Below are 22741 nucleotides of genomic sequence, written 5' to 3'. Positions count from 1 at the left end.
GCGGGATCGATCTTCTTCGGCATACAGCCATCCTCCTCGACTCGAAAAGGAGGCGGCGGGAAACCTGGGGCGGTTCATAAGGTCTGGTTCTCGGCGGATGGCCTGACGGGGCCCGGCGCAATGGTCTTGAGTCTTGCCTGCCGCAGGTTCAGGCGAGTTGCAAAGTGGTCAGACAGGTGAGGTCCTGGTCCCCGGTGGCGATGGGGGAGGTGGCCGTTTTGCCGTCGTGGTCGATGGTCAGAGTGGCGGTGATGTCCCGGGGGAGCCAGAGCCCGAGGAAACCGTTGTCGTAGGTGGTGCGCGGCTCGTCGATGAGGGTCTGGCCGGTGGTGGTGTCGGTGACTGTGACGTGGACCTGTTCGCCTGCCATCTCGCCGAGGCAGGTGGTCAGGCTGTGGAAGTGGCAGGAGTGGGTTCTGTTTTCGTAGGGCGCTACCGAGAGGTAGAACTCGTCGTCGGGCATGGGCAGCGTTGCGAGTTCCTTACTGCCGGTGTTCAGGGATAGTTCGGTGGGTTGCACCGAGGCGGTGAGGTCGGCCGGTCTGTCGGCTACTGGCATGGTGTCGAGTTTGTCGATGATTTGGGGTGCGTCAAGGTCGGCGAGTCCGTAGGTCTCTAGGGACGCTGGAGGCGAGGCTGCTTCTTGGGCTGGGTCGTTGGCGGGTGAGCAGCCGGCCAGGGCGAGGGCGCCGGCGGCGAGGAGGGCGATTGCGGTTCGTCGGGGTGTGGGGTGGGTGGTGATCATTTTTGGTGTTCTCGCTTCCTGATGGTGGTGAGGTGCTCGGGGCGCAGGTCGAGTCGGCGGAGCAGTTGGGCGTTGAGGGCGACGACGACGGTGGAGGCGGACATGAGGATGGCGCCGACGCTCATGGGCAGCACGAATCCGATCGGGGCCAGCACTCCAGCAGCCAGCGGCACGGCGGCGAGGTTGTAGCCGGCGGCCCACCACAGGTTCTGCTTCATCTTGCGGTAGCTCGCGCGGGACAGCTCGATGACCGCGAGGACGGAGCGGGGATCGGAGCTGGCGAGGATGACGCCGGCGGAGCCGATCGCCACGTCGGTGCCGGCGCCGATCGCGATGCCCACATCGGCCTGGGCCAGGGCGGGGGCGTCGTTGACGCCGTCGCCGACCATGGCGACCTTCCTGCCCTCGGCCTGCAGTTCGGCGACCTTGGCGGCCTTGTCTTCTGGCCGCACCCCGGCGAAGACCCGGTCGATCCCGAGCTCGGCGGCGACGGTCTCGGCCACGGCCCGAGCATCACCGGTGATCATGACGACCTGGTTCCCGGCGTCGTGCAGGGCGTCCACGGCGCTCCGGGAATCCGGCCGGATCTCGTCGGCCAGCCGCAGCGCGCCGATGACCCGGCCGTCGGCGAGGACGTGCAGGATGATGGCGCCCTCGCTCCGCCACTGCTCGGCGACGGGGAGTTCATCGCGTCCGTGCTGATCGAGGAGGTAGGGGCCGCCGACCTCGATGACGGTGCCGTCCACGGTGGCCTTGACGCCCACGGCGGGGGAGGAGGAGAAGTCGGTCGCCGTCGATACGGTGAGTTCGCGGGCCCGTGCGGCCCCGGCGACGGCTCTGGCGAGAGGGTGCTCACTGCCGCTTTCGGCTGCAGCGGCCAGGGCGAGTACTTCGTTCGCGGTGTGACCGTCTGTCGGTTCGATTGCGGTGACGGTGGGTTCGCCCTTGGTCAGGGTGCCGGTTTTGTCGAACAGGACGGCGTCGATGGTGCGCATCGACTCGAGCGCGAGTCGGTCTTTGATCAGGACGCCGCCGCGGGCGGCGCGTTCGGTGGCGATTGACACGACCAGGGGGATCGCCAGGCCGAGAGCATGGGGGCAGGCGATGACCAGCACGGTGATCGTGCGCACCACTGCCGCGTCGGGCAGGCCGAGCACGCTCCAGACGGCGGCGGTGATCACGGCCGAGGCGAGGGCGAACCAGAACAGCCATCCGGCGGCGGTGTCGGCGAGGCGCTGAACGCGAGAGGACGAGGCCTGTGCGTCGGTGACCAGTTTCTGAATCCCGGCCAGCGCCGTGTCCTCACCGATGGCGGTGACCGTCACGCGCAGGCCCGAGTCGGTGGCGACCGTGCCGGCGACGACATGGTCGCCGATCTCGCGGCGGACCGCCTGGGATTCGCCGGTGACCATGGATTCGTCCATGCTGGCCGAGCCGTCGATGATCCGCCCGTCGGCGGGTACCGACGCCCCGGGGCGGACGATCACCACGTCCCCGACCTGCAGCTCGGCCGGGGCGAGGGTGATGACGTTCTCGCCGTCGACCTTCTCGGCCTCATCCGGCAGCAGGGCTGCCAGTGAATCCAGTGCGGAGGTGGTCTGCGCCAGTGAGCGCATCTCTATCCAGTGGCCCAGCAGCATGATGACCACCAGCAGGGCCAGTTCCCACCAGAAGTTCAGCGCGTGATCGAGCACGCCCAGGCTCGCGCCCCAGGAGGCGGTGAACGCCACGGTGATTGCCAGGCCGATGAGCAGCATCATGCCGGGCTGGCGAGCGCGGAGCTCTGACACGGCCCCGGTCAAGAACGGCCTGCCGCCCCAGAAGTAGACCACGGTGCCCAGGGCGGGGGAGACCCACCACACCCACTCCGCGTCGGGCAGGTCGTAACCGATGAGGTGGGCGAACATGTCGTTGAACGCCACCACTGGGATCGCCAGGACGAGGGTGATCCAGAACAGTCGCCGGAACTGGCCGACATGATCACCGTGCCCGCCATGGCCTGCATCGTCGTGGCCACTATGGTTCTCGTGCCTGCCGTGAGACTGGTGTACCGAGTGCTCGTCGTGCGTGTGGTGGCCGCCCTGCTCGCGGGTCTGGGCCTCGGTGGTCCCGTGGTGGGTGTGCTGGTCGTTCATAGTCTGTCCGTCCCTCCAGCCCGGATCCCGTTGCCTAGGACGCTGGCCGGATTTCACTTTCGACGACCCACTTGTGGTTCGTCATCGTCATCCCGTCGGCTTCGTAGTCCACGACATAGACGGTTTCGTCGGTCGAGGACGCGATCGTCGCCGTTGTCCCGCCCATGCCTTGCATGTGGTTGGCGGTCACGGTCACTTCGGTGCCATCGTCAAGACGGTCGCCGCCGACGTCCTTGAGCTCTTCCTGGACGACCCACTTGTGGTCGAGCACGGGATCGTTGCCGTCGGTGGGGGTGTAGTTGATCGCGTAGGTGTAGGTGTTGTAGGCGCCGACGATGGTGGCGGTGGCGCCGTTCATGCCCTCCATGTGGTCGGCCGTCAGCGTGACTTCGGTGCCGACCGGGTAGGTCGGATCGGTGGACTGTGCCATGCCCTCGGGCACCGGGCCGCCGTCCGCGGGATGTTCCATGCCATCGTGACCCCCCTGGTCGCCATGGGCGGACTGGCTCTGTGAGGCGTCGGCGGTGCCTGTCTCGGGAGTGGACGTGCTGGTTGCCGGTATGGACGCGGCCGGGGAGTCCTCGGTGTTGTCGGTACAGGCCGATAGTGCCAGCGTGGCGGCGATCAGGGTGGCGGGGATCAGCATGGTGGTGCAGGTCATGGGGTGGAGCGCCTTTCGGGTTGATGAGCAAAGTGGTGGTCAGGCCAGGTAGGACAGGGTGGTCATCATTCCGGCCTCCATGTGGTAGGCGTTGTGGCAGTGCAAGGCCCACTGGCCGGGGTTGTCGGTGTCGAATTCGATCTCGGCGGTGCGCATGGGTCGGATGGTGACGGTGTCTTTGCGCAGCCCGCTATCGGCGAGGGCGAAGGTGTGACCGTGCAGGTGCATGGGGTGGGCCATGTCGGACATGTTGCGCAGCCGCATCCGTACCCGCTGACCGCGGGAGACCTCCAGCGGTGTGGTGTCGGGATGGGATTGCCCGTTGAGGGTCCAGCGATAGGGCATCATGCTGCCGCCTAGGTCGACGCTGAGATAGCGGTCGTGTCCCCGGTCTGTCAGGCGCGATGCCGGGGCCGGAGTCAGGTCTGCCGGAAGCAGCACCGGCCGGTCGAGTTCGATGGGGCGGGGGTTGGCGGGCAGGTCGCCGGCACCGGTGCGCACGATGGCGAAGGCGTGGCCGTTCTTGCCTTCAGCCTCGGCGAAGATCGGGAATGCCCCGTCGGCCAAGGTGACCAGGACGTCGACTCGCTCGCCCATGGCGAGCAGGATCGACTCTGTCTGGTGCGGAGTGGTGGGAAAGCCGTCGGTGTGGGTGACGGTCATCGTGTGCCCACCGACGGCGACGCGGAAAAAGGTGTCGGCGCCGGCGTTGATGAACCGGATCTTCGCCCGCTGTCCCGGTCTGGCGGTCCACCGGACTGGATCGGCGGGAACCTTCCCGTTGAGCAGAAAGTGCGGGTAACTGACGTCGCCGGCGGCGCCGAGCAACCGGGAATTCATGCTCTGATGCCCCGGGCCACCACCGTGCATCCGGCCGTGGCCCATCGATCCCATTGCTCGACCTCGAGGCCCCGGAGTGTCGATGCCCAATGCGCGGGCCGCGTCGTTTGGGGTGCCGTCGATACCGTCGAGCCAGTCATCGACAACGACCACCCATTCGTGGTCGAAGTCCCCCGGTTCGGCCGGGTCGTCGATGATCAGCGGGCCGTACAGGCCCCGGTCGAGTTGCAGCCCGGAATGCGAGTGGTACCAGTGGGTACCGGCATCTGGAACGGTGAACTCGTAGGTGAACTGGTCTCCTGGCTCGATCGCTTCCTGGGTCAGGCCGGGCACGCCGTCCATGTCGTTGCGCAGGGCGATGCCGTGCCAGTGCACGCTGGTCGGCTCGTCGAGCTGGTTATCGACCTGCACGCGCAGCAGGTCACCGGCCCTGGCACGCAGGACAGGGCCCGGCACGGTCGGGCCGTAGGCCCAGGTGGCGACCACGATCCCACCCAGGTCCACCTCCGCCGGACTTGGGGACAAGCGGGCGTCGACGATGCGCTGACCTGCACGCTGGCGCTGCGCCTCGACATCGCCCACCACCGGGTCCGATGCCGCCACAGGCGCCCCCGAGGGCCGGGACTGGCCACACGCGCCCATCGCCCCGGCGCTGGCCAGGGCCGACCCGAGGAGAAATGCTCTCCGGGACATCCCGGTCACTGTTGCGACTCCGCCGACGGATCACCGAACAGCGCAGTGACCAGCAGCATCGTCGAGGCCCACAGGGTGGCCACGACGACGCCGCCGAGCAGCATCCCGCCCCACCCGACCATGATGTACCTCCCGCGTCTGACTTCAGTGGCCATCGTGACCGTGCATCCCGGCAGCTTCGGTGGAGATCGTGTGAAGATTCGATCAAGACCCCCACCGCAGTGACGGGCCACCAGTCGGTGAGGCGAAGATGACGGGCATGACCTTCCTCGAAGACCCCGGTGACCGCCGTCCGCGCCTCGCCGATTCCCCCGGGTTGCGAGCGCTGGTGGTTGACGACGAGGAGCCCCTGGCCGATCTGGTGGGTTCCTATCTCGAGCGCGACGGTTTCGACGTCACGATCACCGGTGACGGCCAGAATGCTGTGGACCTGGCCCGCCGCATCGCCCCGGACGTGATCGTTCTCGACCTGGGCCTGCCCGGGCTGGACGGCATCGAGGTCTGCCGGCAGGTCAGAACCCACAGTGACGCCTACATCGTCATGCTCACCGCCCGGACCGACGAGGTCGACACCCTGATCGGACTGTCTATTGGCGCAGACGACTACATGACCAAACCGTTTAGCCCTCGAGAGCTCTCGGCCCGGATTCAGGCGATGATGCGCCGACCACGGCAGGGCACTGCCAAGGGCGGCGGAAAGACATCACCCCGTGTGCACTCGATCGGCCAGCTGACCATCGACACCGCCGGGCGAGAGGTCACCATCGGTGGTACCACCGTAGATCTGACCCGCACCGAGTTCGACATCCTCGCCGCCCTGGCCCGCGACCCCGGGATCGTCGTCACCCGCGCACAGTTGATGGCCGCAGTGTGGGGCCCGACCTGGGTGGGCGATGACCACCTGGTCGACGTCCACATCGGCCACCTGCGTCGCAAACTCGGCGACGACGCCGCCGTGGGCCGCTACGTCCGCACGGTCAGAGGGGTCGGTTACCGCATGGGACCATGCCAATGAGGCCCACCCCATCACCGCACACAGTCGACGGTCGGCCTCGGCCTCGTGGTCGCGCGGCCGGAGTCAGCTTCGGCACCCGACTGCTGCTGGCGATGACCAGCGTGGTCGTCGGATGCACAGCCAGCGCGTGGCTCGTCGCCTCCGCACTGGCCCCGGGCATCTTCCATGATCACCTCGGTCAAGCCGGCATCGACCACAACTCCACCCAAGCCGCCCACGTCGAAGAAGCATTCACCGTCGCGATCATCCTGGCCTGGGGACTCGCGGTGGGCATCGCCGTGCTGCTAGCACTGGCCGCGACCTGGTACCTCACTCACCGGGTCCAACGCTCGGTCACCATGGTCACCACCACCACCGCCGACATCGCCCAAGGGCACTACGCGACTCGGATGGCCAGCCCGAAGCTCGGCCGCGAGTTCGACGACCTGGCCACCAGCGTCAACGAACTCGCCCGACGTCTGGATGCTACCGATGTCACCCGACGTCGGATGCTCGCCGACCTCGGTCACGAGATGCGCACCCCGCTGGCCGCCATTGACTCCTACCTCGAGGCCATCGACGACGGCGTGCGCACCTTCGACGAGACCACCAGACAGGTGCTGTGGGCGGCCACCAGACGTCTCGAGCGCCTCGCCGCGGACATCGTCGCCGTCTCCGACGCGGAAGAACACCTCACCCGACTACACCCGACCTCGACCACCACATACGCCCTCATAGCCACTGCCGCCGAGGCAGCACGCGAACGCTACCTCGACAAAGGCGTGCACCTGCATCTGCGTGAGATCGACCCGGTCGCAGTCACCGTCGATGCCGACCGCATCGGACAGGCACTGGCCAACCTCCTCGACAACGCCTTGCGCCACACCCCACCCGGCGGGACCGTCACCCTCAGCAGCCACCGCCCGGGCCCGGGAACCGTCGCCATCACCGTCTCCGACACCGGAGACGGAATCGCCGCCGAGCACCTCGACCACCTCTTCGACCGCTTCTACCGCGCCGACCCCGCCCGAGGCCGCACCGCAGGCGGCAGCGGGATCGGCCTCGCGATCACCCGAGCATTAGTCGAAGCACACGGAGGGCGCATCCGTGCCACCAGTCACGGCCCGGGCCACGGCGCCCAATTCATCATCGACCTACCCGCCGAATGAAACGCACACAACGCCGGACGCTCAATCTGACGGGTTGCTTCCCCCTGCACTCGTACCGACAGTGGATCTCACTTCCCAGTGCTACAGAATCAGCGGATAACGACAGCGGATGTCCGGCCGCTGAAGTCGACCGGAGGACGCCCCCGGCCGCCAGCTTGTCACAAGGTTTGGTTATCGGTAACGACGCGACATCACGGTGAGGAAAGCGCTCGACGGAAACCGACGGTCTCAACGCGCCAGCAGCCCCTTGGCGATGTGAGTCACCTGGATCTCGTTGCTGCCGGCGTAGATCATGAGTGACTTGGCGTCGCGGGCCAGTTGCTCCACCCGGTACTCGGCCATATAGCCGTTGCCGCCGAACAGCTGCACGGCGTCCATCGCCACGTCCGTGGCCGCCTCCGACGAGTACAATTTCATGGCCGAGGCCTCCGCCAGCGACAGCGGCTTTCCGGCCCGGGCACGCTCGATCGAGTGGAAGACCATGTTCTGCACGTTGATCCGCGCGATCTCCATCTTGGCGAGCTTGAGCTGGATGAGCTGGAACTTCCCGATCTCCTGGCCCCACAGTGTCCGCTCGCGCGCGTAGTCGATGCACAGCCGGCGGCACTCCTCGATGATCCCGAGCGCCATGATCGCCACGCCCGTCCGCTCGGCGGTGAAGCTCGACCGCGCCGACTCGCGCCCGTCCCCGCCGCGGCCCTCCTCGGACTCACCGAGCAGCCGGTCGCGGCCCAGGCGGACGTCGTTGAAGAACAGTTCGCCAGTGGGGGAGCTGTGCAGGCCCATCTTGGCGAAAGGCGCACTCTGGGTCAGTCCTTCCATGCCCTTGTCCAGCACAAAGGTGAGGACCTTGCGGTTGCGCTTGTCCTCAGCAGACGCGCCGCCGGACGAACCGCCCGCGCCGCCCTCGTCGAGCTTGGCGTAGACGATCATCACGTCCGCGTACGGGCCGTTGGTGATAAACGTCTTCTGGCCGTTGAGGATGTAGTCCTCGCCGTCGCGCCGCACGTAGGTCCGCATTCCGCCGAACGCGTCCGAGCCCGAGTCCGGCTCCGTGATCGCCCACGAGGCGACCTTCTCCATTGTCACGATCCCCGGCAGCCAGCGTTCCTTCTGTGCCAGCGTCCCCCGCGACATGATGGTCGTGGCACCCAGCCCGAGACTCACCCCGAGCGCCGACACCAGGCCCATGCACACACCGGCCAGCTCGCTGGTCACCACGGCCATGAGCGAGTCCTGGCCCTCGAAGGCGCCGCCACCGCTCCCGGTGTCGGAAGTGCGGGCGGCGTTGTCGTCGTCCTCGCCGGAGGCCTTCGCGCGTTCCCGGGCCAGCATCTTCTCCACGCTGTCGCGGGCCATGGCGTCGATCCCGAACTCGGCGAACAGCTTCCGGATGATCGGATACGGCGGGATCTCGCCGCTCTCCAACGCGTCGAGATTCGGGCGGATCTCCTTGTCGATGAAGGCCCGCACGGCGTCGCGGATCATCAGGTCGGTCTCGGACCACTCGTACATCGGCGTCTCGTCTCCTCGGTGCTGTTCTGCAACACGTTCCCGGCCAGTCTGGACCGGCTCCGTGGTGGCCGCGGGCGTTTGGCCCAGACGGCCGTCCAAGTCCGGCACACTCGGGGATATGAGTGGCAACCTTGACCCGACCGCCAGCACCACCGCCAGTAGCGCGGGCCGCCCCGCCGGCCGCGGCCAGTTGGGTCGCGTCGGACTGTGGACCGGCTCCCTCGAGGGCCTGACGCCCGGACAACTCCCCGATGTCCTCGGCGAGCTCGATGACCAGGGTTGGGGCTCGCTCTGGTTCGGCGAGGCCGTGGGGCGCGAGGCGTTCATCGCCGCCCAGATGTATCTCGGCGCGACGCGGCGCATGGCGATCGGCACCGGCATCGCCAACATCTACGGCCGCGACGCCTCCGCAGCCGGCGCGGCCGCCCGCACGCTCGAAGCGCTCCATCCGGGCCGGTTCGTGCTGGGCCTGGGCGTCTCGCACGCGCCACTGGTCGAGCGGCATCGCGGGCACCTCTACGGTCGGCCGCTCGCGGCGATGCGCGAGTACCTCGACGCACTCGACGGCACGCGCGCGCTCGCCGCTGGTGAGGAAGCGATGCCGCCGGTCGTGCTCGCCGCGCTGGGCCCGAAGATGCTGGAGCTGGCGCGGGACCGTACTGCCGGCGCGCACCCGTACCTGACGTTGCCCGAGCACACCGCCCAGGCGCGCGAGATCCTCGGCGGGACCGCCGACGACGGCCCGGCCCTGGTCGTGGAGACCGCCGCGGTGGTGGCCGAGGGGGTCGACGACGACGAGCTCTGGCGTTCCCGCGCCCACGACCACCTGAACGTCTACACGGGTCTGCCGAACTATCGGAACTCGTGGACCCGGCAGGGATTCGATGAGTCCGACTACGTGCGCGGGGGCAGCGACCGGCTCAAGGCGGCGCTGGTCACGCGCGGGCTGGAGGCCACGCGGGCGCGGGTGCAGGAGCATCTCGATGCGGGTGCCTCGAGCGTGCTCGTGCAGGTGCTGGGCGAGAATGTGCTGGTCCCGCCGGTGGCGGACTGGCGTCTGGCCGCGCAGGCGTTGCTCGGCTGACGCGCGGGATGCGGTCCGGACCGCTACCGAGGTCGAGCGCGCGAGCCCGTCCGCCGGCAGCTCGCCCGGCCAGGGGCGCGCACGCGTGAGACGTCGATACCGTACGTATTCGGCCGATTCAACACCTGTCTGTAATGTCCGACGAAGGGCTTCGGAAGGACACGGGATGAGTGCACAGGTGCGCGGCGCGGATGCCGCCCGGCGAGACGACAACCGCCTCGTCGTGGTCCTGGCGTTCGGCGGGATCGTCGTCTCGCTCAGTCAGACGCTGGTCATCCCGCTGCTGGCCCTGCTGCCCTCGATCCTGAACACCAGCGCCGTCAACGCCTCGTGGGTCGTGACCATCACCCTGCTCGCCGGCGCGGTAGCGGGACCGGTCATGGGACGCCTCGGGGACCTCTACCCGAAGAAGTACGTCCTGATCGGTTGCACGGCGGTCATGGTGCTCGGCTCCGTGCTCTGCGCTCTCTCGGGATCACTGTGGGCGATGCTCATCGGCCGCGCGCTGCAGGGCGTAGGGATCGGCGTGATCCCGATCGGTATCGCGGCCATGCGGGAGATCCTCCCGCCCGCGCGACTGGGACCGGCTATCGCGCTGATGAGTTCCTCGCTCGGGGTGGGCGGCGCGCTCGGGCTGCCGGCCGCCGCCGCGCTGGCCCAGTACGGGTCCTGGCAGTGGATGTTCTGGGGCTCGGCGATCATGGGCCTGGGGATCATGCTGCTGATGGCCGTCCGGCTCAGGACTCTTCCCGCGGCCAAGCCGGACGGCACTCTGGATCTGATCGGCGCGCTCGGCCTGGGAGCGGGGCTGGTCGCGCTACTGCTGGCGGTGTCCAAAGGGGCGGACTGGGGCTGGGCCTCGCCGCTCACGCTGGGCCTGTTCCTGCTCGCCGCGGTCGCCTTCCCGGTCTGGGGCCTGTGGGTGCTGCGGCACCGCTCGCCGATCGTCGACCTGCGCGTGGCCGCCCGTCGACCTGTGCTCATGACCAACATCGCCTCGGTCACCGTGGGGATGGGACTGTACGCGCAGCTGCTGATCCTGCCGCAGATCCTGCAGCTGCCGATCGCCACCGGGCACGGCCTGGGGCAGTCGATGGTCGCGATGGGCCTGTGGAGCGCCCCCGCCGGACTGGCGATGATGGCGGTCTCCCCGATCAGCGGCCGACTCATCAACAACCGCGGCCCCAAGACCACCTTGATCCTGGGCGCGCTCGTCATCTCCGCCGGTTACTTCGCCGGACTGTTCCTCATGGGCTCCACGTGGGGTGTCATGACCACCGGCATCGTTATCAGCGCGGGCGTCGGTCTCGCGTACGGGGCGATGCCGGCGCTGATCATGGCATCGGTCCCGCGGACTGAGATGGGGTCGGCGAACAGCGTCAATACGCTCATGCGGTCGATCGGCACCACCACCTCGGCGGCCGTACTCGGCGTGATCCTGACCCAGATGTCCACCGACTTCGAGGGCCTGTTCGTCCCCTCCGAGCTCGGGCTCCGCACGGGACTGGTGTTCGGCGGGGCGATGGCCCTGCTGGCCGCGGCCGTGGCGGCCGCGATCCCGCCGCCGTGGGCATCCGACGACTGACGCGCGCCTAGACCGCGTCGCGGGCCCGCGCGACGATCGCCTCCGCCAGCTCGACGGGCCGCTCGTCGGGGATCCAGTGGCTGACCCCGTTCATCTCAAGGAACCGGTAGTCGGCGTCCACGTACCGCTCGGTGAGTTCGGCGCCGCCGCGGCCGAGTGCCGCGTCGTTGTCGCTCCACACGAACGTCGTGGGCACCCGTACCCGCGCGGTCGCGCCTCGGGGCGAGGCGAAGGGCAGCGCCCGGTACCAGCCCAGGCCGCCGCGGACGGCACCGTCGGTGACCATCTCCGCGCGGTAGCGCTCGATCATCTCCCGGGTCATCCCCATCCCGGCCAGCGCCCGGGCGGGCAGCGGCCCGGCCGAGCTGAGGACCAGCTCCGGCAGCAGCGGCAGCTGGAAGAAGCCCATGTACCAGGACCGCAGCAGCTGGTCGGAGACCACCATCGCCTTGAGGAACGCTGCCGGGTGCGGGACCGAGACCGCGGTCAGCGATCGGACGCGCTCCGGGTGGTTGCCGGCGAGGCCCCACGCGACGGCGGCGCCCCAGTCGTGTCCCACCACGTGGGCGTCGGCCAGGCCGGCCGTGTCGAGCAGGGCGATCACGTCGCCGATCAGCTCCGAGATCCGGTACGCGCGCCGGCCGCGGGGCCGGGCGGAGGCGCAGTAGCCGCGCTGGTCGAGCGCGATCGTCCGCAGCCCGTCGGCGTGCAGCAGCGGCGTGACGCGGTCCCAGCTGGAGGCGCGCTGCGGGAAGCCGTGCAGGAGCACGACCGGCTCGCCGTTCGTCGGTCCCGAGTCGACGGCGCGCAGTTCCATGCCGCCACGCTCGACGTAGATCTCCTTCGGTCGTGACTCAACCACGGACGTACCCCCTCCGGACGGCCCGCTCGAGGATCCCGAGCGTGGCTTTGAGCGCCGACGCGTCGAGCACCGGCAGGACACCCGAGTCGCGCCACTCCGGGTGCGCCTCGGACCAGTCGTAGTAGCTGACGACCTCGGTGGCCGAGCCGTCGTCGACCGGGATGAGACGGTACCCGTACGTGTGGCCGATCGGGGGCTTGATGGCGCCGTCGATGGTCCAGGCGATCTCCGCGCCGGGATCGAAACGGGTGATGATCACGGTGACGTCGTAGTGCCCGAGGTCGTAGTCGCCGAGCGACTCGCGGTCCATATGGACCACGAACCGGTCGTCGACCGCCGTGACCTGCGCGCCCTCGGCCGACTGGAGCATCCCGGAGGAGTCGATCGCCACGTGTCCGTCCGGATCGCACAACACCGCGAACACCTCCTGCGGAGGAGCGGGGATGACCCGCCGGGCCTCGAGCCGGTACGCGGGATTCGCATCGCCGTGGGACGAGCCGTGCTGTTCGCTGTCCGTCATGTCGGCGACGCTACCCCGGGCACCGGCCCGTCGGAGACCGTCCCTCAGACCCGCGCGGGGTCCGGCCGGTCCCACGCCCGGTGCGCGGCCAGCAGTGGCGTCAGCGCGGGGAGCACGTCTGCCGCCGCGCCGACCTCGACCACGCCCGGGGTGGATGAGTTGATCTCGAACTCGCCGTACCGGTCGATCGGGACGAGGGTGGCGAGGGCCTTCTTGTGCCGGTACATCTCGCTGATGAGGATGTCGGAGTGCGGGTCGGCGGGGAGGTCGACGACGACGAGGGCGTCGAACTCCACCGAACGCTGCGTCCGATAGGTCCGCGAGATCGTCACCGTGGGAGCGTCGTCGGCGTCCGGGTCATCGCCGCCGAGTGTGCCGCCCGTGGGGGCGATCACCAGCGGCACCATACCGGCCCCGAACACGGCCTGCTGGATCTCCGCGACAGCGGCCACGTCGGAGTCGGCGTTGACGAGGATCCCGATCTGCCGCCCGTCGGTCGGCCACTCACGACCGACCTGTGACAGCGCCGGGCTGGTCACGACCTCGGCGACCGGCACCTCGGCCGGCGCCGGTAGGCCCAACCCCTGCGCGACGGTCGTGGCGAGGCCGTGATCGATATGCGCGAGCTGTTCGACCTGCCGGATCTTGACGGCCTCCTCGTAGCATTTGCCCAGTTCGAAGGTGTATGCAGCCGCGGTGTGCTCCCTCTCGACCTCTGTGAGGCTCGCCCAGAACAAGGTGGCCTGGGAGAAGTGGTCGTCGAAGCTGGCCGGCGCCCGACGCTCGATCTGGGCGTCGGCTATCTCCTGCGCCACCTCCACGAGGGCGCCGTCGGCGGTGCCGGCCAGGAAGGGACAGCCGCCGTCGAGACTGTTGGGCCGGTAGGGGGCCACTCCCACGTGGTCGGCCGTCTGGTGCATGCCGTCGCGGAGCATGTCGTTGACCGGCGCGTGCGGGCGGTTGATGGGGATCTGCCCGAAGTTCGGGCCGCCCAGGCGCGAGAGCTGCGTGTCCAGGTAGGAGAACAGGCGGCCCTGCAGGAGCGGGTCGTTGGTCACGTCGATTCCCGGGACCAGGTGGCCGGGGTGGAAGGCCACCTGCTCGGTCTCGGCGAAGTAGTTCTTGGGGTTGCCGTTGAGCGTCATGGTGCCGATCACCTGCACCGGCGCCAGCTCCTCGGGCACGATCTTGGTCGGATCGAGCAGGTCGATGCCGTGGAACATCTCGCTCACCCCGTCGGAGTCCACGGTGTCGGGGAACACCTGGATGCCCAGGTCCCAGCTCGGGTGGGCGCCGGCCTCGATCGCGTCGGCCAGGTCGCGGCGGTGGAAGTCGGGGTCCATGCCGCCGGCGAGCTGGGCCTCCTCCCACAGCTGCGAGTGCACGCCCAGATGGGGCTTCCAGTGGAACTTGACCAGACTCGTCTCGCCGGCGGCGTTGATGAGGCGGAACGTGTGGACGCCGAAGCCCTCCATCATCCGGAACGAGCGGGGGATGCCGCGGTCCGACATGTTCCACATGGTGTGGAACTGCGCCTCGGTGTGCAGGGAGACGAAGTCCCAGAAGGTGTCGTGCGCGGACTGCGCCTGGGGGATCTCGCGGTCCGGGTGTGGTTTACCGGCGTGGACGACGTCCGGGAACTTGATGGCGTCCTGGATGAAGAACACCGGGATGTTGTTGCCCACCAGGTCCCACGTGCCCTCGTCGGTGTAGAACTTGGTGGCGAATCCCCGGGTGTCGCGGACGGTGTCGGCGGACCCGCGCGAGCCGAGCACGGTGGAGAAGCGGACGAAGACCTCGGTCTCCTTACCCTCCGCGAACAGGCCCGCACGGCACACGCTGGCCGCCGCGCCGTTGGCCGTGAACACCCCGTGGGCGCCGGCACCGCGGGCGTGGACCACGCGCTCGGGGATCCGCTCGTGGTCGAAGTGCATGATCTTCTCGCGCAGGTGATGGTCCTGCAGGAGAGTCGGTCCGCGACGGCCCGCCTTCTGCGAGTGGTCGGTTTCGGACAACCGGGCGCCCTGGGCGGTGGTGAGGTACGCGCCCTGCTGACGCTGCGCGTCTTCGCTGTCCTTGGACGGCGCGCCCGTCGGGCTGTGCGGGGTGGCGCCCTTCTGGTCCGGCTTGGGCGGCAGGGGATCGGTGGGTTCGGTGGGCTCGTCGACGCTCGGCGGCTCCGAGCCGGGCGCGCCGGGGACGACGTCGCCGCGGGGCGAGAGGGCGTCGGTGAGGTCGTCGGCGACCTTCTCGGCCTTGTCGACGAGCTTCTCGGCGGCATTTCGGGGGTCGGGCTTCTTGGCGGACACGATGCTCCTTCGCTGAGCCGACCCGCTCGCGCGGCAGGGACGGTTCTCGTCGTGGTCGTGTGTACGCCGGGCCGGTCAGGCCCGGTGGGGAGTCACTGTGCCACTCCTGCCGCGGCGCGCAACCAGTCGCGGACGGACGTCGGGAGGCGTACTCTGCGTCGGCCCCGCCGACACGCCCCCGGGGCGGGCCGCTGGTAATAGGGTCGGTGAGGTGCCGACCCCGTCCCTGTCCGACCCGCATGGCTCACCCGCGGAACCTGCGCCGCCGCCCCGCTCCTGGCTGCATCTCGCGGCTGCGGGACTGATGTTCCTGTTGCCCTTGCTGGTGTTCGTGAGCCTGGCCTCCGACGTGGTGACCTTCGGTGCGTTGCCCTACGACCGTTCGATCATGGTGTGGCTTAACGAGCGCGCGTCGCCGGTGGTGACGACGACGATGATGGCGGCCACCGAACTGGGCGGTCTCGTGGTGGTGCCGATCATCGCGGTCGTCTGGGCCGGGCTGCTGTGGTGGGGTGGTCGTCGCCGGGATGCGGCCCTGCTCGCGGCCGCGGTCATCGGGTCGGCCCTGCTCAACACGGCGTTGAAGGCGGTCTTCCAACGGGACCGGCCGGACTTCTGGGAGCACCTGGTGGTGGAGCACTCGTACTCGTTCCCGAGCGGTCACGCCATGGCGTCGATGTCGCTCGCGGCGTCCCTCGTCGTGATCGCCTGGTCGACCCGGTGGCGGTGGGCCGCGATCATCGTGGGGGCGGTGTATGTGCTCGTGGTGGGCCTGTCGCGCATCTATCTGGGCGTGCATTTCCCGAGCGACATCCTCGCCGGCTGGTGCGTGGCGGTGCTGTGGGTGACGGTCGTCGTGATGGTGCTGGACGGTGCGTCCCGTCGGCGTAGGGCGGGCCGCCCCGGGCCGTGGGTCGGACCGGTCGGCGGGTCGCCCGAGGGAGTGGGACCGGCCGGGGGCGGAGCGTCGTGACCTGGGTGCAGGCGGCCGCCGACACCCCGCTCAGTGGCCCGCTTCTCGGGGTCCCCGGGCTCATCGCGGTGTGGGCGGCGCTCGTCGTGGGCGCGGTGGTGCTCGGCGCGCTCGGCTCGACGGGCGGCGGAGCCCGCCGGTGGTGGTCCCGGGTGCTGCCGCTGTCGGTCCTCATCGCGGCCGTCGTCACGCTCGTCGGTGCGCTGCTCGTGGAGAAGGTGCTGCGGCCGTTCCCCGACGCGATCCCGCCCGGGGTCTACCTGTGGATCGGGGTGGGTCTGCTCGGTGTGCTGCTGGGGGTCCGCGGCGCCGCGGTGGAGGCACGGGCTCGCCGACCGTGGCGGGCGGTCGCCGCGGTCGTGGCCCTGCTGCTCGTCGTGGTGGCGGCGGCCGGGCACGTCAACCGTGTCTACGCCGAGTTCTCCTCGGTCGGCACGCTGCTGGGCCTGCGGGAGTACCGGACCATGTCGCTCGAGCAGGTCACCGGCCGCACGGCGGCGACGGTCGGTGGGGACCTCGGGCCGGGGGTCACGCTCGAGTCCGTGTGGACACCGCCGTCGGGGATGCCGGGGACCGGCGCGGTGGTCGAGACCCCGATCCCGGGGACCGCCTCGGGATTCGAGGCCCGCCCGGCCCAGGTCTATCTGCCGCCCGCCTATTTCACCGAGCCGCGGCCGCTTCTGCCGGTCCTGGTGCTCATGGCCGGGCAGCCCGGCGGCCCCGAGGACTGGGTCCGTTCGGGCCGCCTACCGGTGGTGGCCGACGAGTTCGCCGCCGACCACGCCGGACTCGCCCCGGTGATCGTGGTGGCCGACCCGATCGGATCGTCGCTGGCCAACACACTGTGCGTGGACTCGCCGCAGGGAAACGCGCACACCTACCTCGCCCGGGACGTCCCCGGGTGGATCCGCGCCACCCTGCAGGTGGATGAGGACCCGGGGGCCTGGGCGATCGGCGGGCTGTCCTTCGGCGGGACGTGTGCTCTCCAGCTCGCGCTCACCGAGCCGGAGGTCTACCCGAACTTCCTCGCCATGTCCGCCCAGGCGGAGCCGACCGTCGGCACGCGCGCCGAGACCGTCGCCCGCTTCTTCGGCGGCGACCCGGAGGCGTTCCGGGCCGCGAACCCCGCCGACCTGCTCGCGAGCCGCCCGTTCCCGGACCTCGCCGGCGCGTTCGTCGTGGGCTCCGACGACACCGAGTACGGGCCGGGGGTGCGCGCGCTCCACGACGCCACGATGCGGGCCGGTGCGGACGTCCGCTACGCCGAACTGCCCGGAGGGCACAGCTACGCCGTGTGGTCCGAGGGCCTGCGACTGGAGCTGCCGTGGCTGGCGCGGCGAATGGGGCTCATCGTCTGAGCGCCCCGCCTAAGCTGCTCTTCATGACCACAGAGGCCCCTGTCCGCATCGCGCGTGACCACCTTCCGTACCCGGTCCGTCTGGCCGCGGCCTGGTCGGTGTGCCTGCTGCTCATCGCCGCAGGCGCGTGGCTCATCGGGGAGGGGATCGGCCGGCTGGCCCTGATCGTCGGCCCGGTGGCGATCGCGGTCTTGTTGGCCGCCATGCTCAGGCCCCTCGTCAACCGGATCCCGGGCCGGGTGCCGCGGGTGCTGGCAGCCGTCGTCGTCGTCGTCGGGGTCCTCGCCGCGGTGGTCGCCGCGCTCGCCCTGGTCGCCTCCCAGCTCGCCTCGGGGGTCCCGCGGATGCGCGATCGGATCGCCTCCGGCACCGACCTGGCGATCCGGTGGCTCGAGGACGGGCCGCTCCACCTCACCGCCGACCGCCTCGAGCAGGCCGTGCATCAGGCCCGCGGCTGGCTCACCCACCACTCCGACCTGCTGGCCACGGGCGCGGTCCACGTCGGGCACACCGCGGTGGAGACCGTCGCGAGCGCACTCATCTGCCTGGTCTCGCTGTTCTTCTTCCTCTACCAGGGTGAGAAGCTGTGGATGTTCTTCGTCCGCTGGATGCCGGCCGCGAGCCGCGAGCACTTCGACATCGCGTTCCGCCACGGCTGGACCAGCCTGGGCGCCTACACCCGCACGCAACTCGCGGTGGCCGCGATCAACGCCGCCGGGGTGGGCATCGGCGCGTTGGTCCTGCGGGTGCCCTTCGTCATCCCGATCGTCGTTGTGGTGTTCCTGGCCTCGTTCGTGCCGATCGTGGGCACCCTCGTCGGCGGGCTGATCCCCACGCTGCTCGCGCTGGTGGAGCGGGGCCTGGGCGTCGCGCTGATCATGCTCGCGATCGTCGTGGTGGTGCACCTGACCGAGTCGCACGTGCTGCAGCCGCTGCTCATGGGCCACGCGGTGGCGTTGCACCCGCTGGCGGTGATCCTCGTGGTGGCGGGCGGTACGTACCTGTTCGGCATCCTCGGCGCGTTGTTCGCGGTGCCCATCACCGCGATGGCCAACTCGATCGTCAGGTACCTGGCCAACCGGGACACCGGGCCGGGCGTGTTGCCGTCGTTGGGGGACCTGTCCGGGCCCGATCACCCGCACATCCACGAGCACGGCCACGAGAACGAGCATGACGACGACGAGGCCCCCACCCCCGGCACGGACACCGGCGCGGAGTCGGGCGCGGATTCGGGCTCGGGGCCCGCGGGCCGCTGACGGGGCGGGCCGGGTGCGGGCCGTGGAGGTGGTGCGCTCGAGCGTCGTCGCCGCCCCGCGGGAGCAGGTGTGGGCCCGGGTCGTCACGGCGGCTGGCGTGGCCCACGAGTTCGGCCCGGTGCTGACCATGCGTTTCCCGGCCGCGCTGGAGGGCCGGTCGATCGCCGACGTGCCTCTGGGGCGGCCGCTCGGGCGGGCGTGGATCCGGCTGGCCGGGTTGCTGCCGGTGGAGTTCGACGATCTGGTGATCGTCGAACTCGAGGAGCCGCGGTTCTTCTGTGAGCGCTCTAGCCTGGGCTCGTGCCGGGTGTGGGAGCACCATCGTGCACTCGAGGAACTCCCGGGCGGCTCGACCCGCGTCACCGACACCCTGCGGGCCGAGCCCCGCGCGCTGCTGCCCGGGCCGGTCGTGCGCGCGGTCGTGGGCGCGTTGTTCTCGCACCGGCACCGTCGGCTTGCGCGCGCGTTCGGGCCGGCGGCCTGATCCCGCGCCACCTAGTGGATTGCACGCCGCCTATCCGATCGCGCGCCACCTAGTGGATTGCACGCCGCCTATCCGATCGCGCGCCACCTACGGGATCAGATAGGTGGCGTGACATCCGATAGGTGACGCTGCATGCTGCTGACCTGCGGGAACTTCTCAGCCCGACCAGGCCCGGAGTGTGATGGGGAGAACTGCATGGCGGCGCGGGAACGGGGCAGAATGGGTCCCAGGCAGTCCTTGCGACGAGATACGGCGCGGAGTGCCTCCCTCAAGGGAGTGTGACCATGCAGACCACGATGATTCACGGCCGAGAACTGGCTTATCGAGAGGCGGGCGCCGGTGAGGGCAAGCCGGCGGTGCTGCTCATCCACGGGATGGCCGGAAGCTCGAACACCTGGCGGGAGGTGATCCCCCGCCTCGAAGACCATTTCCATGTGATCGCCCCGGACCTGCCGGGCCACGGTGAGAGCTCGCTCGAGTTCGACGACTACTCGCTCGGTTCCATGGCCTCGGCGCTCCGGGATCTGCTGGTGGTCAAGGGCGTCACCCGGTGCACGATCATCGGGCAATCGCTCGGTGGCGGTGTCGCCCTGCAGTTCGTCTACCAGTACCCGGAGTTCTGTGAGCGGATCGCGCTGATCGACAGCGGCGGCCTGGGCAAAGAGGTCAGCTGGATCCTCCGGATGCTCGCCGTCCCCGGTGCCGGACTCCTGCTCACCGGGGTCGCGGCGCCGGTGTTCGTCAGCGCCGGCAAGTCCGTACGCCGCTTCTTCCAGGACAAGGGCATCCGCGCCGCCGCGATGGACGAGTCGTGGGCGGCGTTCGAGTCCCTGGGCCGGCCCGGGCACCGGCGGGCGTTCTTCAAGACGCTGCGCGCGGTGGTCGACAACACGGGGCAGGCCGTGTCCGCCGCCAACCGGTTCCACCTGGCCGGGCAGCTGCCGGTCCAGCTGATCTGGGGCGACCGCGACCCGATCATCCCGGTCTCCCACGGGCACGCCACGCACGAGGCGATCCCGGGCAGCCGCCTGGCGATCATCCCGGGCGTCGGCCACTACCCGCACGTCGAGGACCCGGCCGCGGTCGAGCGGGTTCTCCTGGACTTCATGACCTCCACCGAGCCCGGGTACATCGGCCACGAGGCGCTCGGAAAACTGGTCTCGGCGGGCGCGCCGCAGCGCTGAGCGCGGCTCGCCTCCGCCCGCCCGACCCCGACCGCCCACCTCCGCTCGCCCGTCGGCCCTGCACACCGGCCGGGTTGCGCGTCCTCGTTGCCGAGGAACCATTGACCTACGCGTCCTGTATGCGGCATTCCGGACGCGTACCTCTGGCTCGGGCGGGCATTCCCGACGCGCAAGTCACGCCGGGTCGGTGCAGGCCGGGTATGTCGGGTGGGATGGATCAGGCTGGTCTGGGCATGGAAGAACCCCGGCGCCGTGCGTTCACGGGCGCCGGGGTTCAGTGCATCCGCCGGGCGGCGATCACCTCAGGTGATCACCTCACCGAAGAGGTCAGGCAGCGGGCTCGGCGTCACCCTCGGGGGCACCGCTCAGCGAGTCGAACCCGTCCAGGAGGCCGGCCGAGCCGGTGTCGACGGCGTCGTCGCCGTCGGGCAGCTCGGCCTCGATGCCGCGCAGGATGTCGAGCGCGCCACCGATGTCGCCGCTCATCGCGGCCTCGACCGCAGCGTCGGCGTTGGCCTCGCACTCCTCGCCCTCGAGGCCGGGGAGGAAGCTGCCCGCCGAGCCGAGGAAGTCGTAGGCCGAGATGGTGCCGCAGAGCTGCATGGCGATATCGGAGACCTCCTCGGGGGTGTCGACCTCGTCGTCGTTCCCGTTCTCTCCGTCACCGGGCTCGTCGTCGTTCTGGGTCGTCTCGACCTGCACACCCTGGGGGGCGCCGGTGTCGTCATCGAGAGTGTCGACGTCCTGGGCGGCGGCCAGGCCCGCACCGGCGAAGGACAGGGCGGCGGCGGAGCCGATCACGGCAATGGTCTTCTTCATCGTGCGTCACCTTCCATCGGGGCCACCAGGGAGCATCCCCGGGGGTATGGCGGCGACGGTATCGAGCTTCGCGCGGCAGCGCAGTGACCGTACTCACATCCAAGCCGACCCTGGCCGGGCGTGCAATGGCCGTGGACAGCGCGAACGCCCGCCCGGGGAATTCTTCTTCACCGACCCACCCGGCGGCCTATCTGTTTGCCGGACCGCGCATCGTGGGGGATTCTTAGCGCATGAGTGGAACCGCCGAGATCTATGACGCCGTCCTCGACCCGGGCAAGCTCGACCTGCTCCGGTCGTGGGTTCGCCACCAGTCGTGGTTCGACGGTGACCCGGAGCGCCTGGAGCAGGTGACCGCGTACCGGTTCGTCGACCCGGCCGGCGAGGTCGGCATGGAGTCGTTCCTGCTGTCCGACGGCGAGAACACCTTCCACGTCCCCGTGACCTACCGCGGCGCCGAGCTGGACGGTGCCGCCGACTCCCTGGTCGGCACGATGGAGCATTCGGTCCTCGGCCGTCGCTGGGTGTACGACGCGCCCGCCGACCCCGTCTACAAGACCGAGGTGCGGCGGGTGATCAGCCATCGCGACACCGCGGCCGACCACGTGCAGATGGAGGACGGCGCGATCACCCCGTCGCCGGTCAACATCCGCGGCGGTGGCGACGGCCCGGCCGAGGGCGTCGACACCCCGCAGGTCATCCGTGTGCTCTCCGAGGAGAACAACGCCGAGGCGGACTGCCCGCTCATCGGCTCGCCCGGCACGCTCAGCGGGACCTGGCAGGACGTGGACGGTTCCCATACGGCGGTCCTCGTCGTCGTCGACTGATCGGCGACTCCTCGCGCGGCGCTGCGCCGCTCGAACCGCGCCGCACCGACCGACCAGGCCCCGCCGCGCGCAATGCAGAACACCGCCCACCCGGGTTCTCCGGGTGGGCGGTGTCGTCCGGCTCAGAGCCGGGGCGCGGTGTCAGCCGCGAAAGAGCAGGTCAGGCGCTCTTGATGGCCGAGACCTCGATCTCGAGGGTGACCTTCTCCGAGACCAGCACGCCGCCGGTCTCGAGCGTGGCGTTCCAGGTGAGGCCGAAGTCCTTGCGCTCGATGACGGTGGTGCCCTCGAAGCCAGCGCGCTGGTTGCCGAACGGGTCGGTGGCGGTGCCCTCGTAGGTGAAGGGGATCGTCACGGACTTGGTGGTGTCCTTGATGGTGAGGTCGCCGGTCACGTCGACGCCGCCGTCGCCGTTCGGGGCGATCTTGGTGGAGGTGAAGGTGATCTCCGGGTAGGTCTCCATGTCGAAGAAGTCGTTCGACTTGAGGTGGCCGTCGCGGTCGGCGTTGCGGGTGTCGATCGAGGAGGCGTTGATCGTGACCTTGGCCTCGGCGCCGCTGATGCCGCTCTCCGGCACGGTGACGGTGCCCGTGAAGTCGTTGAACGAGCCGCGCACCTTGGTGATCATCGCGTGGCGGGTGACGAAGCCCAGACGGGTGTGGGTGTCGTCGAGGGTCCAGGTGCCGGTGAGGTCGTTGAGCTGAGCGGTCATGGTGACTCCTTGTGGGGTT

The 22741-nt window shown here is 69.7% G+C and carries 21 protein-coding genes; 10 read left to right on the top strand and 11 right to left on the bottom strand.

Annotated features, from left to right (window positions below):
• Positions 1-148: 148 nt before the first annotated feature.
• Genes K3888_RS15900 through K3888_RS15880 form a run of 5 tightly spaced genes read right to left on the bottom strand, consistent with a single transcriptional unit; the run spans position 149 to position 5229 of the window.
• A complete protein-coding gene (locus K3888_RS15900; RefSeq protein WP_269075277.1) occupies positions 149-745 on the bottom strand; it encodes a CueP family metal-binding protein in 597 nt (198 codons plus the stop codon).
• Positions 742-2880 (bottom strand): heavy metal translocating P-type ATPase, encoded by a 2139-nt coding sequence (locus tag K3888_RS15895; RefSeq protein ID WP_230931260.1) that lies wholly within the window; start codon positions 2878-2880, stop codon positions 742-744. Before K3888_RS15895 ends, K3888_RS15900 begins: the two co-directional genes overlap by 4 nt.
• Before the next feature lie 34 nt (positions 2881-2914).
• The gene (locus tag K3888_RS15890; RefSeq protein ID WP_230931259.1) at positions 2915-3541 is read right to left on the bottom strand and encodes a YdhK family protein; all 627 of its coding nucleotides are present in this window, start codon (positions 3539-3541) and stop codon (positions 2915-2917) included.
• A 39-nt stretch (positions 3542-3580) separates the two neighbouring features.
• Complete coding sequence (locus tag K3888_RS15885) at positions 3581-5074, bottom strand: multicopper oxidase family protein (RefSeq protein ID WP_230931258.1); 1494 nt, start codon at positions 5072-5074, stop codon at positions 3581-3583.
• Between the two features lie 5 nt (positions 5075-5079).
• On the bottom strand, positions 5080-5229 hold the full coding sequence (locus K3888_RS15880; protein WP_230931257.1) for a hypothetical protein: 150 nt from the start codon (positions 5227-5229) through the stop codon (positions 5080-5082).
• Positions 5230-5333: 104 nt separating this feature from the next.
• On the opposite strand from K3888_RS15880, the gene K3888_RS15875 reads away from it, so the two are divergent.
• Together K3888_RS15875 and K3888_RS15870 are read left to right on the top strand one after the other, a co-directional pair.
• Positions 5334-6089, top strand: a complete 756-nt coding sequence (locus tag K3888_RS15875) for a response regulator (protein WP_230931256.1) — start codon at positions 5334-5336, stop codon at positions 6087-6089.
• A 92-nt stretch (positions 6090-6181) separates the two neighbouring features.
• Positions 6182-7237, top strand: coding sequence for a sensor histidine kinase (locus K3888_RS15870; protein WP_230931255.1), 1056 nt, complete (start codon positions 6182-6184; stop codon positions 7235-7237).
• Positions 7238-7465: 228 nt separating this feature from the next.
• Here K3888_RS15870 and K3888_RS15865 read toward each other — a convergent pair whose 3' ends face one another.
• Positions 7466-8752, bottom strand: a complete 1287-nt coding sequence (locus tag K3888_RS15865) for an acyl-CoA dehydrogenase family protein (RefSeq protein WP_230931254.1) — start codon at positions 8750-8752, stop codon at positions 7466-7468.
• Between the two features lie 118 nt (positions 8753-8870).
• Between K3888_RS15865 and K3888_RS15860 the strand changes: the two genes are divergently transcribed.
• Complete coding sequence (locus K3888_RS15860; RefSeq protein ID WP_230931253.1) at positions 8871-9836, top strand: TIGR03620 family F420-dependent LLM class oxidoreductase; 966 nt, start codon at positions 8871-8873, stop codon at positions 9834-9836.
• Positions 9837-10002: 166 nt separating this feature from the next.
• Positions 10003-11421, top strand: a complete 1419-nt coding sequence (locus K3888_RS15855; protein WP_230931252.1) for an MFS transporter — start codon at positions 10003-10005, stop codon at positions 11419-11421.
• 7 nt (positions 11422-11428) lie between these two features.
• Here the strand turns inward: K3888_RS15855 and K3888_RS15850 are convergent, their stop codons facing one another.
• From K3888_RS15850 to K3888_RS15840, 3 genes are read right to left on the bottom strand one after another with little or no spacing between them, the layout of a single operon-like run.
• Positions 11429-12238: an alpha/beta fold hydrolase gene (locus K3888_RS15850; protein ID WP_230931262.1), complete on the bottom strand. Its 810-nt coding sequence runs from the start codon at positions 12236-12238 to the stop codon at positions 11429-11431.
• Between the two features lie 37 nt (positions 12239-12275).
• Positions 12276-12803 (bottom strand): SRPBCC family protein, encoded by a 528-nt coding sequence (locus K3888_RS15845; protein WP_230931251.1) that lies wholly within the window; start codon positions 12801-12803, stop codon positions 12276-12278.
• Between the two features lie 44 nt (positions 12804-12847).
• Positions 12848-15112: a catalase gene (locus K3888_RS15840; protein WP_230931250.1), complete on the bottom strand. Its 2265-nt coding sequence runs from the start codon at positions 15110-15112 to the stop codon at positions 12848-12850.
• A gap of 211 nt (positions 15113-15323) precedes the next feature.
• Here K3888_RS15840 and K3888_RS15835 point away from each other — a divergent pair, with 211 nt between their 5' ends.
• The 5 genes from K3888_RS15835 (at position 15324) to K3888_RS15815 (ending at position 20367) form a co-directional block, all read left to right on the top strand.
• Positions 15324-16085, top strand: coding sequence for a phosphatase PAP2 family protein (locus K3888_RS15835; protein ID WP_230931249.1), 762 nt, complete (start codon positions 15324-15326; stop codon positions 16083-16085).
• Entirely contained in the window at positions 16082-17443 is a 1362-nt protein-coding gene (locus K3888_RS15830; RefSeq protein ID WP_230931248.1) for an alpha/beta hydrolase, read from the top strand. Before K3888_RS15835 ends, K3888_RS15830 begins: the two co-directional genes overlap by 4 nt.
• Before the next feature lie 23 nt (positions 17444-17466).
• Positions 17467-18699, top strand: coding sequence for an AI-2E family transporter (locus tag K3888_RS15825; protein WP_230931247.1), 1233 nt, complete (start codon positions 17467-17469; stop codon positions 18697-18699).
• Between the two features lie 22 nt (positions 18700-18721).
• Positions 18722-19183 (top strand): Rv1443c family protein, encoded by a 462-nt coding sequence (locus tag K3888_RS15820; protein ID WP_230931246.1) that lies wholly within the window; start codon positions 18722-18724, stop codon positions 19181-19183.
• A 284-nt stretch (positions 19184-19467) separates the two neighbouring features.
• Complete coding sequence (locus K3888_RS15815) at positions 19468-20367, top strand: alpha/beta fold hydrolase (RefSeq protein WP_230931245.1); 900 nt, start codon at positions 19468-19470, stop codon at positions 20365-20367.
• Between the two features lie 327 nt (positions 20368-20694).
• Here K3888_RS15815 and K3888_RS15810 read toward each other — a convergent pair whose 3' ends face one another.
• A complete protein-coding gene (locus tag K3888_RS15810; RefSeq protein ID WP_230931244.1) occupies positions 20695-21186 on the bottom strand; it encodes a hypothetical protein in 492 nt (163 codons plus the stop codon).
• 230 nt (positions 21187-21416) lie between these two features.
• Between K3888_RS15810 and K3888_RS15805 the strand changes: the two genes are divergently transcribed.
• A complete protein-coding gene (locus K3888_RS15805; RefSeq protein ID WP_230931243.1) occupies positions 21417-22010 on the top strand; it encodes a maltokinase N-terminal cap-like domain-containing protein in 594 nt (197 codons plus the stop codon).
• A 160-nt stretch (positions 22011-22170) separates the two neighbouring features.
• Here K3888_RS15805 and K3888_RS15800 read toward each other — a convergent pair whose 3' ends face one another.
• Positions 22171-22722, bottom strand: a complete 552-nt coding sequence (locus K3888_RS15800; protein ID WP_230931242.1) for a YceI family protein — start codon at positions 22720-22722, stop codon at positions 22171-22173.
• Between the last annotated feature and the right edge of the window lie 19 nt (positions 22723-22741).

Source organism: Dietzia aurantiaca (assembly GCF_021033825.1).
Lineage (GTDB): Bacteria > Actinomycetota > Actinomycetes > Mycobacteriales > Mycobacteriaceae > Dietzia > Dietzia aurantiaca.
This window is presented reverse-complemented; position numbering and strand designations above follow the sequence as displayed.